Source organism: Xenorhabdus yunnanensis (genome assembly GCF_028598805.1).
In the GTDB taxonomy this organism is placed as follows: Bacteria; Pseudomonadota; Gammaproteobacteria; order Enterobacterales; family Enterobacteriaceae; genus Xenorhabdus; species Xenorhabdus yunnanensis.
On the sequence record NZ_JAQRFI010000009.1, the window covers coordinates 44,448 to 62,161 of the forward strand.

General features: G+C 45.9%; 6 protein-coding genes. 5 read left to right on the forward strand and 1 reads right to left on the reverse strand.

The window, feature by feature from the left end:
- Positions 1-77 precede the first annotated feature (77 nt).
- Complete coding sequence (locus tag PSI23_RS05650) at positions 78-11,831, reverse strand: non-ribosomal peptide synthetase (protein WP_373567284.1); 11,754 nt, start codon at positions 11,829-11,831, stop codon at positions 78-80.
- Positions 11,832-12,751: 920 nt separating this feature from the next.
- Here PSI23_RS05650 and PSI23_RS05655 point away from each other — a divergent pair.
- The 5 genes from PSI23_RS05655 (at position 12,752) to PSI23_RS05675 (ending at position 17,713) form a co-directional block, all read left to right on the forward strand.
- Entirely contained in the window at positions 12,752-13,228 is a 477-nt protein-coding gene (locus tag PSI23_RS05655; protein ID WP_273554172.1) for an acyl carrier protein, read from the forward strand.
- An 84-nt stretch (positions 13,229-13,312) separates the two neighbouring features.
- On the forward strand, positions 13,313-14,581 hold the full coding sequence (locus PSI23_RS05660; RefSeq protein WP_273554173.1) for a beta-ketoacyl-[acyl-carrier-protein] synthase family protein: 1,269 nt from the start codon (positions 13,313-13,315) through the stop codon (positions 14,579-14,581).
- Between the two features lie 3 nt (positions 14,582-14,584).
- A complete protein-coding gene (locus PSI23_RS05665; protein ID WP_273554174.1) occupies positions 14,585-15,670 on the forward strand; it encodes a hypothetical protein in 1,086 nt (361 codons plus the stop codon).
- Entirely contained in the window at positions 15,670-16,962 is a 1,293-nt protein-coding gene (locus PSI23_RS05670) for a beta-ketoacyl-[acyl-carrier-protein] synthase family protein (RefSeq protein ID WP_273554175.1), read from the forward strand. The genes PSI23_RS05665 and PSI23_RS05670 overlap by 1 nt, the downstream gene beginning before the upstream one ends.
- A complete protein-coding gene (locus tag PSI23_RS05675; RefSeq protein WP_273554176.1) occupies positions 16,949-17,713 on the forward strand; it encodes a hypothetical protein in 765 nt (254 codons plus the stop codon). Before PSI23_RS05670 ends, PSI23_RS05675 begins: the two co-directional genes overlap by 14 nt.
- The last annotated feature ends 1 nt before the right edge of the window (position 17,714 follow it).

Sequence of the window (17,714 nt, forward strand, 5' to 3'; positions counted from 1 at the left end):
CTCCCAAAATGGTGGAGCCGCTCAATTTCAACCCACTAACGTTCAATCCACTAACTGGATTGAATAATTCGATGCGGTTAAGTAACTTGGGTTGTTACTTTAGCCAATTCACAGAGTGAAGGATGAGTAAACAGTGTCGCCAATGGAATCTCCATGCCTTGCTCCCGCATACGTGCCAGTAATTGTATTGCTATTAGAGAATGCCCTCCCAGTGCGAAGAAATTGTCATGGCGACCAACCTGTTCCAGTTTCAACAATTTCTGCCAGATCTGGGCCAGTACGGTTTCCACATCACCGATGGGAGCTTCATAGCCGGAGGCTACAGCGGCAGGTTGCTCAGATGTCGGTAGTGCTTGGTGATCGTATTTACCATCAGGGGCTAATATTAACGGATCTTGTGGGTAGTCGGCCTGTGTGGCCTTGAAATCGGCCAATAGCTGCTGGCGTTCGGTGGCAGACATAATGGCTATGTCCATGATTGGCCGTTGAGGTTGATTTTCCAGCGCTTCAACCAGACTTGCCAAAGCAGTAGTCATATAACCTATCAGACGTGACGGATCAATTCCTGACACAGCTTGGGCAGACAACAGAAAGCTTTTGCCCAAATTATCTACAGCTAAATAGAGGGGATAGTGAGTTCTCTCCTGTCCTGTGACCAGATGTATACCTTCCCATCCGGTATTGGTCGTATTCGATTTGCTGTGTTTTGATTGACTATGTTTCAATTGACTATGGCGATAGTTAAGGAGTGCATTGAAAAGCGGCAAGGGAGGAGTGACCCCGCTACAGCGTTGAGCCGCCGCCAGAGGAGCTTGCTCGTGCTCAAGTAATCGCGCCAGACTGCGGTAGGCCTCTTGCACGGTTGCCTGTACGCTATTTTCGGCAAGCTGGAACCGCACAGGCAGCGTATTAATAAACAGCCCAAGAATATGTTCAAGATCGGCACTTTCCTGCATACGTCCCAGTAAGACTGTCCCGAAGACAACATCATCCCGCCCGCTTATTTTTGCCAGCACTTGTGCCCATGCGACATGAAATAGTGCTCCGGGGCTGACTCCCTGATGGCTTGCCTGTTTGCGGATACTTCTGGACAGTGCGGCATTAAGTGGCCTGATAACTTCAGTTATCGGTCTATCTCCACTGTAGACATCCAGTATTCCGAAAGGGGCGGTCGGTGTGTCCACGTCGGCGAGCATCTCTCGGAAAAAGGCTTCATGGGCTGATATTGGTGCATGCAAGGACTGGGCAATAAAGTGACGATAAGGCAATGCAGGGGGCAATTGCCCGGTACTCTGGTGCAAAAGTTCGTTGATTTCAGCAATGATAAGACCCAGCGATACATGGTCATTAAGTATATGGTGGCAGCAGAAGGCCAGTAACCATTCACCTTGATGCGGATCATAGGCGATATCGGCAGAGAATAACGGTGCCTGACTCACATCGAGACGGTGCCGGTATGGATCTGTATGCGCCAGTAACTGAGATGGTACGTCTTTATCGTTGTCTGGCATAAAGGTGTTGATGTGCAGGGAAGCCTGACGCCAGACAACTTGTACTGGCTGTGTTAAGCCTTCCCAGCAAATGGCAGTGCGCAGAATATCGTGACGGTTAATGATCTGTTGCAAGGCCGCCAGAAAAGCATCAAGGCGATCGCGGGTGTCGAAAGCAAACAAGGTATGCAACAGATAAACGTCTCCTTGTGTTTGCAGCAGATGGTGGAACAGCATACCTTCCTGTAATGGTGCGAGTGGATAGATATCCTGAATATTGGTAACACCATCAGAAAGGGTCGCGGCGATAGTATCAATTTCGTGTTGCGTCAGAGAAACCAGCGGCAGCATATCGGGAGTGATGGCGGTGCAGCCATCAGGGATGAGATTGGGCGGTACGGTATACGTAGTTGCATTCTCTTTGGTTACCTGCATTACTTTTGCCATCTCAGCCAGTGTTGGAGCGGAGAACACTGTACGAATATCAAGACTCCAGCCTAGGTTACGCAGTCGTTCGATCAGGCTGATTACCATCAGTGAATGACCGCCCAGCTCAAAGAAATTATCATAACGACCCACCTTTTCCAGCTCTAATAATATTTGCCATATCTCGGCCAGCGCTATTTCCCTGTCGCCGAGCGGTGCTTCATAAGCGCGGGTCACAATTGATGCTTGATCCGGCATCGGCAGTGCCTGACGGTCGAGCTTGCCATTTGGTGCGAGTGGGAACGCATCCAGTGTCACAAATGCGCTGGGCAGCATATATTCGGCAAGATGCTGCGCGAGTTGTTGTCGCAGTTCCGCTGGCACAAGCTCTGTATTGGGTTCTGCGATCAGATAAGCAACAAGACGCTTATCGCCCCCTGTTTTTTCATAAGAAGCATCCTCGCGGGCAAGTACGATCGCCTCACGCACGCCGTAGCATTGCATCAATCTGGTTTCAATTTCTCCCAGTTCGATACGGAAGCCGCGTAGCTTGACCTGAAAATCATTGCGACCAAGGTATTCGATATTGCCGTCAGATCGCCAGCGAGCCAAGTCGCCGGTCTTATACATGCGAGCGTTGGGGTGTTCGCTGAATGGATCAACGACAAATTTCTCTGCTGTCAGTTCTGGTTGATTTGAATAACCACGGGCGACCCCCATACCACCAATATAGATTTCGCCGCTTACGCCGATAGGAACCGGCTGACTGAGCGCATCCAAAATATAGATACGTGTATTGGACAATGGCCGACCAATCGGGATGTTGTTGGTGATAGATGGAAGATGTTTGTTATCTACCATCATGTTTTTATCTACCATTATGTTTCTATCTACCATCATAGTTGAGGCAGTAACGGTGATCTCGGTGGGGCCATAGGCGTTGATCCAGCGGCAGGATTGTATTTCCGGGCACGACAACCAGTCCATTAAATAGCGGGGTTCTACTTTATCACCCCCAACAATAACGGTGCGTAGATAGGGGCTGAAACCGCTGCGTCCTGCCCTCATTTCTTGTACCCAATGGTGCCAGAACGCGGTCGGTATATTTATGATAGTCACTTTTTGTTCACGCAAAAAATCGACAAAAGTGATATTTGGTATCTTGATATGGGGTGGGCGCAGAACCAGAGTGGCACCCGATGCCAGAGTAGGGAAAATATCCGATACTGAAATATCAAACGCGACGGTGACAAATTGCAGGATGCGATCGCCCAACTGAGGTTCACTGACCTGAAACTGGGCATGGATGAGGCTCACGACATTGTGATGTTCCAGCATGACACCCTTTGGATGTCCGGTTGAGCCAGAGGTATAGATAATATAAGCCAAGTGGTGTGGCTGGAGTCCGATTTGTTCGCTGCCCGGATTATGCACAGGCTGTTTTTTTATGTGACTTTGGTGAGTTTCATCGTCCAACAGCCAGATGGGGATGTCTTGTATGGGTAAGCATGTCTGTAAGTGTTTCTGAGTCAGCAGTATTACAGGTTTGCAGTCGGACAACTGATAAACCAATCGTTCGGAGGGATATTCTGGATCGAGCGGGATGTAACCGGCACCTGCTTTTAAGATCCCGAACAGGCCGATGATCATGTCTAAACCCCGTTCAACATGAATTGCCACACGATCATCAGGGCGTACACCAAAAGCAATCAGGCTATGTGCCAGTTGATTGGCGCGGTGGTTCAAATCGTGATAACTCAAAGATTGCTCTTCAAAGACTACCGCAGTGGCATCTGGTGTGCGTTGCGCTTGCGCTTCGAATAGTTGATGAATCAGCATATCTTGCGGGATATCTGTTTGAGTGGGGTTGAATTCCACCAACAATTGCTGGCGCTCCGAAGCTGATAATATTGGCAGACGAGCAATGGTTTGTGTCTCATCGGTTGTCATGGCAGTCAGCACACTGGTGAGATAACCCACCATGCGTTCAACTGTCGTCCGGTCGAATAGATCCGTAGCATATTCCAGATAACCATTGAGTCCATCCATAGTTTCGGTCAGTGACAGCGTCAGATCAAAGTATGCGCTGCGATGTGGCTGTTCTACCAATGAGACAGCTAAACCAGATAATTCAAGGGGTTGGGTAGCGGTATTGTTGAGAGCCAACATGACCTGAAAGATCGGGCTGTAACTCAGGCTGCGCTCAGGTTGCAGGATTTCCACTAATTGTTCAAAAGGAAGATCTTGATGTGCATAGGCCGCCAGTGCCCGTTCACGGACGTGAGCAAGCAGATCAGCCACTGAGTTGCTTGACTCCAATTCAACACGTAGAGGCAGGGTATTGACGAAAAAGCCGATCAGCCCCTCAAGTTCACTCTGTGAACGGTTGGCGACGGGCGTCCCGATGACGATATCATCCTGTCCGCTCAGGCGGGCAAGCACGATCCCCCAAGCTGCCAGCAGGGTCATAAATAACGTCGTATCCTGACGTTGTCCCAGTGCTTTGAGAGCAGACAATAAGTCTGCATTCAGGCGAACGGGCACGAGATCGCCTGAGTAACCTTGCTCTGGTGGACGAGAGCGGTCGGTGGGGAGAGCCAGCAATGTCGGTGCGTTCTGAAGTTGCTTTTGCCAAAAATCCTGTTGTTCAGTGAGAACCTCTCCTTGCAGCCATTTTTGTTGCCAGACAGCATAGTCGGCGTATTGGATGGGGAGGGGCGGTAAAGGTGCCGCATTTCCCCCCAGTGCAGCACGATAGAGTGCGCCCAACTCGCGGAACAATATGCCCATCGACCAACCATCGGTGATGATATGATGCTGGGTGAGGATCAGCCTGTGTTCTTCGTTCGCCAGTTGCAGCAATCGCCCCCGAATCAATGGCTCACTAGTAAAATTAAATGGAGTTTGTGTTTCGAGTTCCATCAACTCGTCAATACGGGTTATGCGAGTTGTTCCGTCTAAACTGCGCAGATCATGGTGGGTCAAGGCAAAGCCGATATCTGCGGCATCAATGTGCTGGTAAGGTTGCTCATCAATCAGGACAAAACGGGTACGCAAACTTTCATGCCGGCTGACGAGACGGTCAAGCGCAGCCGTAAACGCAGCATGATCGAGATACCCGCTGAGATGCATAACTATCGGGATCTGATAAGCCAGATTGACTTCGGTATTGAGGCGGGTGAGGAACCACAAGCGTTGTTGAGAGAAGGAGAGTGGCAGTGGTTGGCTGCGCTCGGTAGCAGGAATAACGATTTGGGTTGTCACAGGTGTGTCGGTAAGTTTGGCAGCCAAGTCGGTAAGGACAGGATGAGCAAAGAGTTGCTGCAAACGCAATTCCCGCGCCAGTTTCTGGCGTATTCGTGCGGCAAGTTGGATTGTAAGCAGGGAATGACCACCGAGTTCAAAGAAATGATCATGACGGCCAACTTGTTCCAATTTCAGCAGTTCTTGCCAAATTTCGGCCAGCCCCGTTTCCATGTCTCCGATGGGTGCTTCATAATTGCGGGTTACCAGTGCCGTCTGGTCTGGTATTGGCAGTGCCTGACGGTTGAGTTTGCCATTGGGCGTCAATGGGAAGGCATCAAGCGTCACAAAGGCACTGGGCAGCATATATTCGGCAAGATGTTGTGCAAGTTGCTGGCGCAGTTCTGCCGATATCAGTGTTGTATTCGGTTCGGCGAGCAGATAAGCAACCAGACGTTTTTCGCCCCCTGTTTTTTCATAAGAAGCATCCTCACGGGCAATCACAACCGCCTCGCGTACATTGTGACATTGCACCAGTCTGGCTTCGATTTCGCCGAGCTCAATACGGAAGCCACGTATCTTGACCTGAAAATCATTACGACCGAGGTATTCAATATTACCGTCAGGCAACCAGCGAGCCAGATCGCCGCTTTTGTATAGTCGGGCATCAGGGTCTGTAGAAAAAGGATCAGAAAGGAAGTGTTCTGCGGTTAGCTCAGGAAGGTTCAGATAACCTCGGGCGACACCGACTCCTCCAATGTAAAGCTCACCTGTCACACCTATTGGAACAGGTTCTCCGTGGTTATCAAGAAGATAAATTTGGGTATTGGCGATAGGCTTCCCTATGGGGACTTGTCCGATATAACGATCCGATACACATTGCCAGGCGGTGACATGAATCGCTGCTTCAGTAGGGCCATATAAATTATACAATTGGCAGTGGGCAAAATGGGACAGACATTTCTGTTGTAAGGCATAAGGAAACGCTTCGCCACTGCATAAAATGTGGCGCAGGGAAGGGCAGCGTCCGGCGGGAATAGCATTAAGAAACTGTTGTAACATGGCAGGCACAAAGTGGATGATAGTAATCCTGCGCCTTTCTATCTCGGACAATAAATAATGCGGATCTTTATGTCCATCAGGGCAAGCCAAAATTAATTGAGCGCCAAACATCAGGGACGGGAATAGCTCCCAAACGGAAACATCAAAACTGAACGGTGTTTTCTGCAAAACACGATCCTGCGGGGTTAATTGATAAGTCTCCTGTGCCCAGAGTAAACAATTCACGACACTGCGGTGCTCATTCATTACCCCTTTGGGCAAACCTGTCGAACCAGAGGTATACATCACATAAGCCAAATGGCGTGAGATCAGGCCAAGAGTCTGGGGGGCTGGGTTATTGGTTGGCATGTCCGCAGTAAGGGAGGCAAGATTGTTGAGATCTACAATAGGTACGGTGCTGGTCGGCGGCTTGAGTAACGTTGTTTGGGTAAGCAAGGCAACCGGAGCGGCATCTTCAAGTATATAGGCCAGCCGTTCGGCTGGATAGCTTGGATCGAGCGGAACATAGGCACCGCCGGCCTTAAGGATAGCGAGTAATCCCACCACCATGACAGGACTACGTTCAGAACAAATCGCTACCCGATCATCCGGGCAGACACCTAAGGCAATCAGATAATGCGCTAAACGATTGGCTCGCTGGTTCAGTTCATCGTAACTCAGTGATTGCTCTTCAAAGACGACAGCAATCGCATCGGGATTGTGCTGTACTTGCTTTTCAAATACTTGGTGAATCAACGCATTTTGCGGGAAATTTGCCGCTGTATTTTGAGAGGATGAAAAGTCTTGAGAAGATTGAGCTGTGTTGAAATCCACCAGCAACTGTTGACGCTCCCTGACAGGCAAAATAGAAATATCCAGAATTGGCTGGTGGGGTGAGGTTCCCAGCGCTTCGACCAATCCCGTCAGGGCAGTGGTCATATAGTTGATAAGACGAATCGGCTCTATGTCTGATACGGTTTGAGCAACCAAACTAAATCCATCTCCCCAATCATCTACAAACAAACCGATGGGATAATTACTTCTCTCTTCTTGCATCAGCAGGCGTATGCCTTTCCATTTAGCCAAGGTGGTATCCGATTGACTATGACGATAATTGAGTAGTGTATTGAAGAGCGGCAAAGGTGGTATCACGCTACTACAATGCTGGGCCTGTGTCAGTGTCGCCTGTTCGTGCTCCAGTAGCCTCATCAAACTGAGGTAAGTCTCTTGAACGGTTGTCTGTGTACTATTACCCGTAAGCCTGATCCGAATGGGCAAGGTATTAATAAGCAGCCCCATAACTTGATCGATGCCAGCACTACCTTGCATACGTCCCAGCAGGACCGTACCGAAGACCACATCATCACGCCCACTGGTTTTTGCCAGCACCAGAGCCAAAGCAACATGAAACAATATACTGGAGCTGACACCCTGACGCCGGGCTTGTGTGCGGATAGCTTTGGACAGTGCGGTATCAAGTGGTTGTTTGGTCTCCGATATCTGCCTATCTCCACTGTGAATATCCAGTATCCCGAAAGGAGCCGTTGGTACATCTATATCAGAGAACTCTTTACGGAAATAGGCTTCGTGATCTGAAGCAGGCACATACAGAGATTGGGCGACAAAGTTACGGTAAGGTAATACTGGGGGTAACTTTTCAGCAGGGAGGTTGTCAAGATGCCCACTTTCGGTATGGCTACGTAATAATACATCGATTTCATCAATGATACGTTCCAGTGTCATATGATCACAGATTAAATGATGGAGACACAAAGCCAGCAACCACTCACCCTGATGTGGATGATAGACAATGTCGGCAGAGAATAGCGGCGCCTGACTCACATCAAGACGGTACTGATGGGGATCAGTGTGTGATAGTAATTGAGAAGGAATATCCTGCTCGCTATTCGGTAAAAATGTATTAATGTTCAAAGATGCTTGCCGCCAGACGACTTGCATCGGCTGTGCCAGTCCCTGCCAGTAGATTGAAGTGTGCAGAATATCGTGACGGTTAATGATCAGTTGTAAGGCAGCCAGAAAGGTATCGAGCTGTTCGCGGGTATCGAAGGCAAGCAAATTGCGTAACAGATAAGTATCTCCCTGTTTCTGTAACAGATAATGGAACAAAATTCCTTCCTGTAGTGGCGAGAGCGGATAGATGTCCTGGATATTGGCAGCACCATCAGGAATAGTGGCGACGATGGCATTAATTTCATGCTGGGATAGAGAAACTAAAGTCAACATGTCGGGTGTAATAGCAGTACAGCCGTCAGGGATGAGATTGGGCGGCATTGTGAACATAACTGCATGTTCTTGCTCCATATTTCCTTGATCTGTATCCTTCTGAGCCGACAGTATCGCTTTTGCCATCTCGCTCAGTACAGGCTTGGTGAATACATTTCGTATGTCAAGAGTCCACCCCAGATCGCGCAGTTTTTCGATCAGACTAACGGCTATCAGCGAATGCCCGCCAAGCTCAAAAAAGTGGTCATAGCGGCTGACACATTTCACTCCAAGTAACATTTGCCAAATTTGGCTCAGGGTGGTTTCTGCTTCTCCTATAGGCGCTTGGTAACTACGTGTGACGATTGCAGTATGATCTGGTTTAGGGAGCGCCTGACGATCGAGTTTGCCATTGGGTGTCAGAGGGAAGGCATTGAGTGTCACAAAGGCACTGGGTATCATGTATTCTGCAAGATGCTGCGAAAGCTGTTGCCGCAATGCCATTGGCTCCAGTTCAACATCTGCCTCAGGCAGCAGGTAGGCAACCAGATGCTTTTGAGCCGAAAGGTTTTCATGGGAAAGGCTTTCACCGGAAAGGTTTTCGCAAGGCAGCACCACAGCTTCACGTACGCCGTGGCATTGCCGCAGTCTTGCCTCGATCTCGCCCGGCTCAATGCGGAAACCACGTAATTTAACCTGAAAATCATTACGGCCGAGATATTCAATATTGCCATCGGGTAGCCAACGCCCCAGATCGCCCGTTTTGTACATACGTGCGCTATGCGCAGAAGAGAAGGGATCGGTGAGGAAACATTTGGCGGTGAGTTCGGGACGATTCAGGTAGCCGCGGGCAACGCTGACGCCAGCGATATAAATTTCTCCCGCTACCCCCAGCGGAACGGGCTGACCGTAAATGTCGAGGATATAGATTTGGGTATTGGGGATGGGATGACCAATCGGCGGTGCATGGTTTTCCCGATTATCACTGTCTTCCTGACTTTCACTCCGGCAGCTTTTGCATAGGTAAATCGTGGCACAAACAGTGGCTTCCGTCGGGCCATACGCATTGATCATCTGTCGTCCTTGCGCCCAGCGTTTGACCAGCGTAGGCGGACACGCTTCTCCTCCTACGAGTAAGGTTTGCAGTGTTGCCGGAATGGTATCCATTGTTGCCAGGATGGTAGGGGACAAGAGCGCGTGAGTGATGGCATGAGTCTCTAAATAGTGGGACAGCGTTGTTCCCGGCAGAAGATTATCTCGTTTGGCAAGGTAAAGGCCAGAACCCGCCAATAGTGCCATACAACATTCCCAAATACAGGCATCGAAACTGTTTGAGGCAAACTGCAAAATTCGGCTGTCTGGAGTGATGGCCAGTGTGTCTTGCTGAGTAGTAATCAAATTACACAAACTGTGATGTTCGATCATGACCCCTTTGGGGTGTCCCGTGGAGCCTGAGGTGTAAATGACATAGGCCAGATGGTGTGAAGTCAGTCCCATTGCCTGAATTATGGGGTTTTCTTCTGATTTTGCACCCAAAACAGAACATTCTTGAGTATCAAGTAGTATGGTTGGCAGGTTATTGTTCCACGTTTCTACCATCATCGTCTGAGTAATCAGGGCCACGGGAGCTGAATCATTGAGCATATACGTCAGCCGTTCGGTCGGGTAAGTCGGATCGAGAGGCACAAAAGCACCACCAGCCTTGAGGATACCCAATAAACCGATCATCATTTCCAGACTGCGTTCAATACAAATCGCCACCCGATCATCAGGGCGCACACCGAGAGTAATCAGATGATGTGCCAGACGGTTGGCTCGTTTGTTCAGTTCATCGTAGCTCAGCGATTGCTTTTCAAAGACCACGGCAATGGCATCCGGTGTGCGTTGCACTTGTGCTTCGAACAGTTGATGAACCAACATATCCTGCGGGAATTCGGTTTGGGTAGCGTTGAAATCCACCAATATCTGCTGGCGCTCAGTGTCGGGCAGAATCGACAGATTGGCTATTTTTGTATTCGTAAGGGATGGCATCTCCAGAGAAGTAAGAGCGGAATCAAGCAAGACAGCAAGACGGGACTGGAGCGCCATAACCTCTGTGATACTCATATAATCAGGAGAAAAATAGAACTCAATGGAAAGCGGGGAATAATCTTCAGGATGAGCGGTATTTGTGTATTGCTTGACTCTGACAGAAAGAGGATAAGGGGCACCAGAATGCAGGTCAAAAAGTTTAACGTTGGTGCCCTCTCCTTCCATGTGCAGATTAGCTTTAAACGGCTCGAGAGATAAAGTGACATCAAATAATCGAGCATTCCCGACTTTCTGCTGGATATGTGTTTGTCGGTTGAGATCTACAATGGGAAAGCGTTGGTGCTCATAGCAAAGACTCATTTCGGTCGCGGCTTTTTGCATGACATCACGGAGTGTATCCTCCGGTGAAATGGTTACGCCGATGGGGAGCACGGATGCGAACATTCCCATCGTGTGCTTTTGTCGCGTATTTTTGCGGTTGTGTACGGGAATACCAATAACAATCTCATTCACATTCGCCGTCCGTGCGAAATAGCAAGCCAGAACGGCATACATGAAATGCAGGAGGGGCAATCCCTGACCACCAACGGTTTTTTCGATACGTTTAAAAAGCACCTGATCTATTGACCAAACAATAGGCTGAAAAACAACGTCTTTGGCTTGTTTATGGCTTATAGTGTTATTGGAATGGACAGGCTGGAGCAAAGGGGGAGGCAGATTATCATAACGCCTCATCCAAAATTGCATATCGTGTGAGTAGTGTTCAGAAGCAAGATAATCGAGGTTATCTGCAATAAAATCCAGATAAGAGTGAGCTGAGTTATTCAGTGTTTCTCCTTTCATCAGGCGGTTATAGGCATCGATAACCTTGTTAACCAGTATGAACAGACCAGTGCCATCAATGATCAAATGATGACAGCAAAACTGCCAGTACTGACAGTTGTTGTTTACTCGCAATAATTTGGAACGCCACAGCACCTCATTCAAGTGAAATGGGCGCATGAACTCGGTATTCATGTATTTTTTTACTCTGATTTCAGCATCTGAATACGATGAAAAATCATGTATATCCACGGTCACAGGGAGAGAATTAACAACCTTTTGGACGGGTAAAGCATGGGTGTTGATAAGGCGCAAACGTAGAGCATCATGACAATAAACAACGGCTTCAAAGGCACGGGTAAATAATTTTTCATTCAACTCTCCTTCGACGCAGATAAAAAAGTAGAGATTGTAGTTGGAAGAACTGGGATGAATTGCCTGATCAAACCAGACGGCTTGCTGAGGTGAGCTAAGAGGGTGTGCATGAGAGACGAGAGAACCGTCATCATCAATTGATAAGGAAGTATTTTGGAAGTGATTATGGCTGCATATCATATTCATATCTCCTTTGTAATAGTTTGATTTAGTTTATTTATTAGAAGATAAGGAAATTATTACTCTGGTTAATCAGATCTATCTATGGCAAAAACTATGGCAAAAAAATGAACGGATTGTGGATGACAAAGTTGGATTTTTATACTGTCTATGTAGGTATTTGAGAGATAACAAAGTTAAATTAACTGAGATAATTTTCAATGTCGATACTTTTTGTTGAACTAAGGTTTTTAGTCAATCAGGGGGCAAGACAGTGATAATTGTCATAGCCGTCATATTGTTGGGCTTTTGTGGCAGTCTATCTAAGTGCAGGCGGGGGAATAAGCTATGTGGGTAGAAGTGGTTTTTAACGTATGTCAGTGTCTATAATTAAAGACTAAATCACTGGTTAATCCTAATAAAGCTAAAATAATATAGCACTATCTATAGTACTCTCCATCATGCTATCCATTTTAATATTGACGGCTTTTTATAAGAAATCAATTTGCATTATTTTATGGGAATTATCTTATTGTGTTTAATTGTTTTTATATTTCTTGAGAATAGACTTTTTTGATTTTTATTTTATTTTGAGAACTTGAATTATTTTCATTTTGTGTGATGAATAGAGTTTCTAATTTATCTTCATTGTCAGTTATAAATAAATTTGTTTTGATGTTTGTTATTAATGATTTTTTACTGAAGTGGTATTTTTAATATTGTTTTCTATTAAAAACAAAAAGTTGGGTTGGGCTAATGGTATTCTTTAAATGGTATATTGTATTCATTGAATAAAGTGTTATGTAATTAATTCTGGGTATAATTATTTTTATTGTTGCAATGAATCTTTATTAATTGACAGAAATAAATGAACCTGTGAGAATTTATTGCTATTGTTTGTGTGGTTAATTTTCGCGTATTTAATTGCAAATGAGGGCTGTATGAATAAATATATCTCTGTCGTATATGAGGAGTTATCCTCTATTCTTTTTATAGAAAAAAATGACATTAAAGAAAATTCTTCATTAATTAATGAATTGGGGGCTGATTCTTTAGATGTCATTGATTTATCGTTTAATTTAGGCAAAAAATTCGGAATAACAATGCCGACAAAAAGTGTTTTTGCTCATGCCAATGAAATTCTTTCTGAAAGCGTTCTGGCGAAGTTATTGAATGAGAATGTTCTAACGCAAGAAGGTAAGAGATTGCTGATTCATAGTTGTTACAATTATACAGAAGTACAGCTGAATTCTATTAATACTTTGGGGGATGTGTTTGGTGAAACTAATGTACATAATTGGGCTTCATTATGTCAGAAAGTTTGTGAATCCAATGGGAAAAGTGCTGATGAAATCATTATTGGCGAAATAGAAAAATATTGCTCAGATATTCTTAATGAATCAGGACGTATATCCTGAAGAAATAAAGATTAATAAATTGTTGTTTTAATGTAAATAAAGAGTGCATAACTTTAATTAAATATTGTTAAGGTAGAAATCACTATGGCTGGTATACCTACAGATAGAATTGCTGTAACCGGTTATGGTTTGATTGTTCGTAATCATGATTGCCCAAGTGATTTATTTAATTCATTGGCAGAAGGGAAATCACTTATCTGTGAAGATGAGCTATTAAAGGAGTATGGGATAGAAAATGTTCCCAGTGCCAAGTTATCGTCGAAAGATATAGATAGGTTACGTAATCAATTTAATTTTACAGGACAATTATCCAATAATCGTGTTTTTTTGATGGCCTATGGTGCAGCATCAAAGAGTCTGCATATGGCGGGATTAGCAGATAAAGAGCTGAATCAAGCTAACTGTGAATTATTTTTTGCTAATAATAAGATGTTTCTTGACAGTAAATCTTTATCTCATTACTTCAATGATGAAGAAACGTCCTATCCGTCAAAATATATTGATATTGAACATTTCGGGGAGTTAATTCCCCCCTATGAACTTGTTAAGGAATTGGCAAAGCGTTTGCATGTTCCGGCCTTGCCAAAGGTTTACAGTGATGCCTGTATTGCAGGTATGAGCGCACTTTATTCTGCATGTCAGAATCTCAAAAGTGGCAAACTTGATATCGCATTGGTTGGTGCTTCAGAAGAAGCCACCCATCCGATCATGCAGATATTATTTAAGAAAGTCAGGGCGCTTTATGATGGTAGGTTCGCAGACTTACATCAATGTTCACGGGCTTTCGATAAAGACAGGGCAGGCTGTGTTCTTGCCGATGCCGCTGCATTTTTAGTCGTAGAACGCTATTCCCATGCAGTTGCCAGAAAAGCACCAATATTGGCTGAAATTGCCGGAATATCCCGACAGTCTGAAGGATATAGGATGACATCAACCGACTTATCCGGTCGATATTATCTTAATTCTATGTCTGTGGCTTTGCAGGAGGCCGGATTACTACCGGAAGAGATAGATCATATTAATTCCCATGGTACTTCCACGGTGAATAATGATCTTGCAGAAAGCAAAGCGATTCATGCGCTTTTCTCCCATAATCCTCCGGTTATATCCACGAAATCAGCGACAGGGCATTCACTTGCCGTTAGTGGGCTATTGGAGGCCATACTTTCTATTGAGACACTGAAAAATGGGCTTATTCTTCCCAGCTTGAATTTTTCTGAATCGGGAAAAATGGATGACATTATTAATGTCAACAACTCAGCAAAAGCCATGTCCGTCAATTACATCATGAGCAATTCTTTTGGGTTTGGCGGTGAAAACAGCAGCCTGATATTAAAACGGGCTGAGGGGTAAATCATGGGAATTTATATTACCAGTGGAGTGAGTTTGCTTCCCGATGGCCTGAGTATGGATGACATTATTCATGGCAAAATACAAGAGGTCCATTTGTCAAACAGTTCCCTGAATTTGTCCAATATTTTAGGAGAACGGTGTATTGATGAAACGTCTTTTGTCATGCCACGTATGGATAAGGTAGTTCGGCGAGTAGCAAATGCACAGAGCAGATGGGTGCTCTATACCGGGATTAAAACTTGGGAAAACAGTTTTGGCGATAAGTTTCCTCCTGAACAACGGGGGTTATTTATTGGATTGGGAACCAGTGATGCTGATGACAGTTCAATTCCCATCGCTTTTGATGCAGAAAATGATGAGGACTATGTTTCAAGGGCATTAATTGAAACCCCTCCATTGATGGGATTGACACTGTTAAACACTTCAACGGTCAGTCATTTGTCCCAACATCTTGATATTACCGGTGATAATGGATTCTTTTCCCCTCATGTCGATGCTGGGGGAAACGCATTTTTGGAAGGTTATTACAGCATTAAGGAAGAGCACAGCCAGTTTGTTCTGTGTGGGGGCGGTAGCCAGAAAATCTCCACATGGTACTACCTTTCCTATGAACGCCTTATCAAAGATGTTCCGTGGATACCCGCAGAAGCCGCTTCATTTATTACGTTACACGAAGATAGCCATCATGCGGACAGTGAGATTTCCCAAGTGTTTCGCACCACTCTTCACAACCGCGATCATGTGGGGCAACTTCTGACTTGGATGTCGGGAGAAAATAGATTACCTGCTCAAATTATCCATGTTGGGAAAATCACAGCTGAATTCGTGGCACAGGTTGATGACGTGATCCCGTCCGCGTTGCAATTTCATTTAGATAAAGCGATGGGATATTGCGGTGCAGCGGCTCCCTTTGTGGCGATTAACTTGCTCATTGATATGCATAAAAAAGGCCTGACTATCGATAATGTCAATCGAAACGCCAGCTGCCAGCACTCTTCTGATTTGGCATGGATACTGGTTCATGGACTGGAAAATCAATGTATTGCCATTTTACTTCGCATGGGGATGTTTAACGGGGGAGAGCTGTGATGATTTCTGGACATCGTGTGGTGGTTACAGGGATGGGGATCGTCAGTGCCTTCGGGACTGATATTGAGATTTTCTGGAAAAAACTTTGTGATGGGGAATCGGCCGTCAAGCCGTTAGTGTGTGCAGATAATGGGGCGTTGCCAATCAAATATGCGGCTCAAATTGATTTTGATTCATTAATTGCTCAGAACCCCGTTTATTTACCGGAATCAGGCATTACAGACCGACGTGGTGTAATGGGCATAGTTGCTGCGGCTAAGGCATTGGAAGATGCAGGGCTGGCTTCCTTATATTTATCTGAGAAACGGTTGTTGTCTGAGGAACGCATGGGGATTTATGGATGCAGCGGAGTTTCTGACATCACTGAAAATGACAGACATTTTGCTCGCCATCATCATGGTTCGGTTATGCAGGCTATGTTTCAGCAACGCAATAATTTGGGTTCTTATTCCGGCGTAAGATGCAGTAATGATGGCATGGTGGTGGAGATTGCTCGCCGGTTCGGGTTATCTGGTCCTGTTGTCAATGTAAATGCAGCGTGTGCGGGTGCGACTCATGCTATCGGGTTGGCGTGCCAAGCCATCAAAAGGCAAGAGGCTTCCATCATGCTGGCAGGTGGGGCGGATTCCGTCATTAGCCTGCGTACTTTGGTCGGGTTGAATTTATTGGGGGCAACTGCCGTAACCGAAAAATGGGGTAGCAAACTTTGTCGTCCCTTTGATAAACATCGCAGTGGGTTGATTGCGGGCGAAGGCGGGGCTTTTTTGGTACTTGAGAGTGAAGAAAGCGCGTTGCGCAGGGGAGCCAAAATTTATGCGGAGATTAAAGGTTACGGTGCTTCCTTGGATGCCTATAAACTGACGGCCCCTCATCCCGATGGTATGGGCGCTGAAAGTGCTATCAGGCAGGCTATCAGCAGTAGTGGATTGCAGCTGAACCAGATTGATTATATCAATGCTCACGGCACATCCACCCCCCTGAATGATGAACTGGAAACGGCTGTTATCAAACGTATTTTTGGCACTCAGCCGCCATTGGTGTCATCAATCAAATCCATGTTGGGGCATTGGATAGCAGCTGCAGGAGCTATAGAAGCTGTAGCAACGGTTTTGACCGTAAAAGAACAGTTCATTCCACCTACAATCAATCTTGAAACCCCTGATCCGCGTTGTGATTTGGATTACGTTCCACAACAAGGGCGGTCAGCGCCTGTGCATAACGCGATAACAAATTCATTTGGTTTCGGTGGTATTAATTCGTGCTTAGTCATTGGGGAATATGATGAAAGGTAAGAAAATCAAACTCATTGGTTATCACCTGAACTGTGATCATCCGCAATTCAATTGCCCGGTTTCTGACAATGATGAAAGTGCATTGACTACAAATAGCAAACTCAGGCGTTTTTATTCCAAAGGTACGGAAAAATGTCTGATTTCAACCAGAAGGCTATTACTATCATCGGGCCTGAACATTGACGATCCCGCAATAAAATTTGGACTGTATGCCACCCAGTATGGCTATCTTCACCCAATGCCTGGCGAACTACTGCCAGAATGGGAACAAAATGGGATAAGAAATAAACAGAGTATTTATCAGGCCATTTGGGCATCAGAACAGGTAAATCCTTTCCTAATCACATTGTCGCTCAGTAATAACCTACTTGGCGTACTTTCTCAGGAGCTTGCCCTTCAAGGGGACTGTGCTTCTTTTCTACGTGGAAATATTGGGTTGTTATCCGCGTTTAATGAAGCGGAGTTATTGCTGAATAACGGGGTCATTGACTATGCATTAGTTGTTGCTTCTGGCATGGGAAAGATTGATCGTATCGCGCAATCTGATATTTCCGAAACGTTTGTTGAATTTGGCGTTACTTTCATTTTAACCCGTGATGACAAACCGACGCAGAAGGATTGCCCGATTGTTGATATTGCTTCTCTGAGCCGCATGTATCATGAAGGAAATTACTCAGCTGAAACACTGGGTTTTATCAATGACATAGCAGAAGCCATGTCCTCCTCAGCATTGATCGAAAATTTTAATTAAC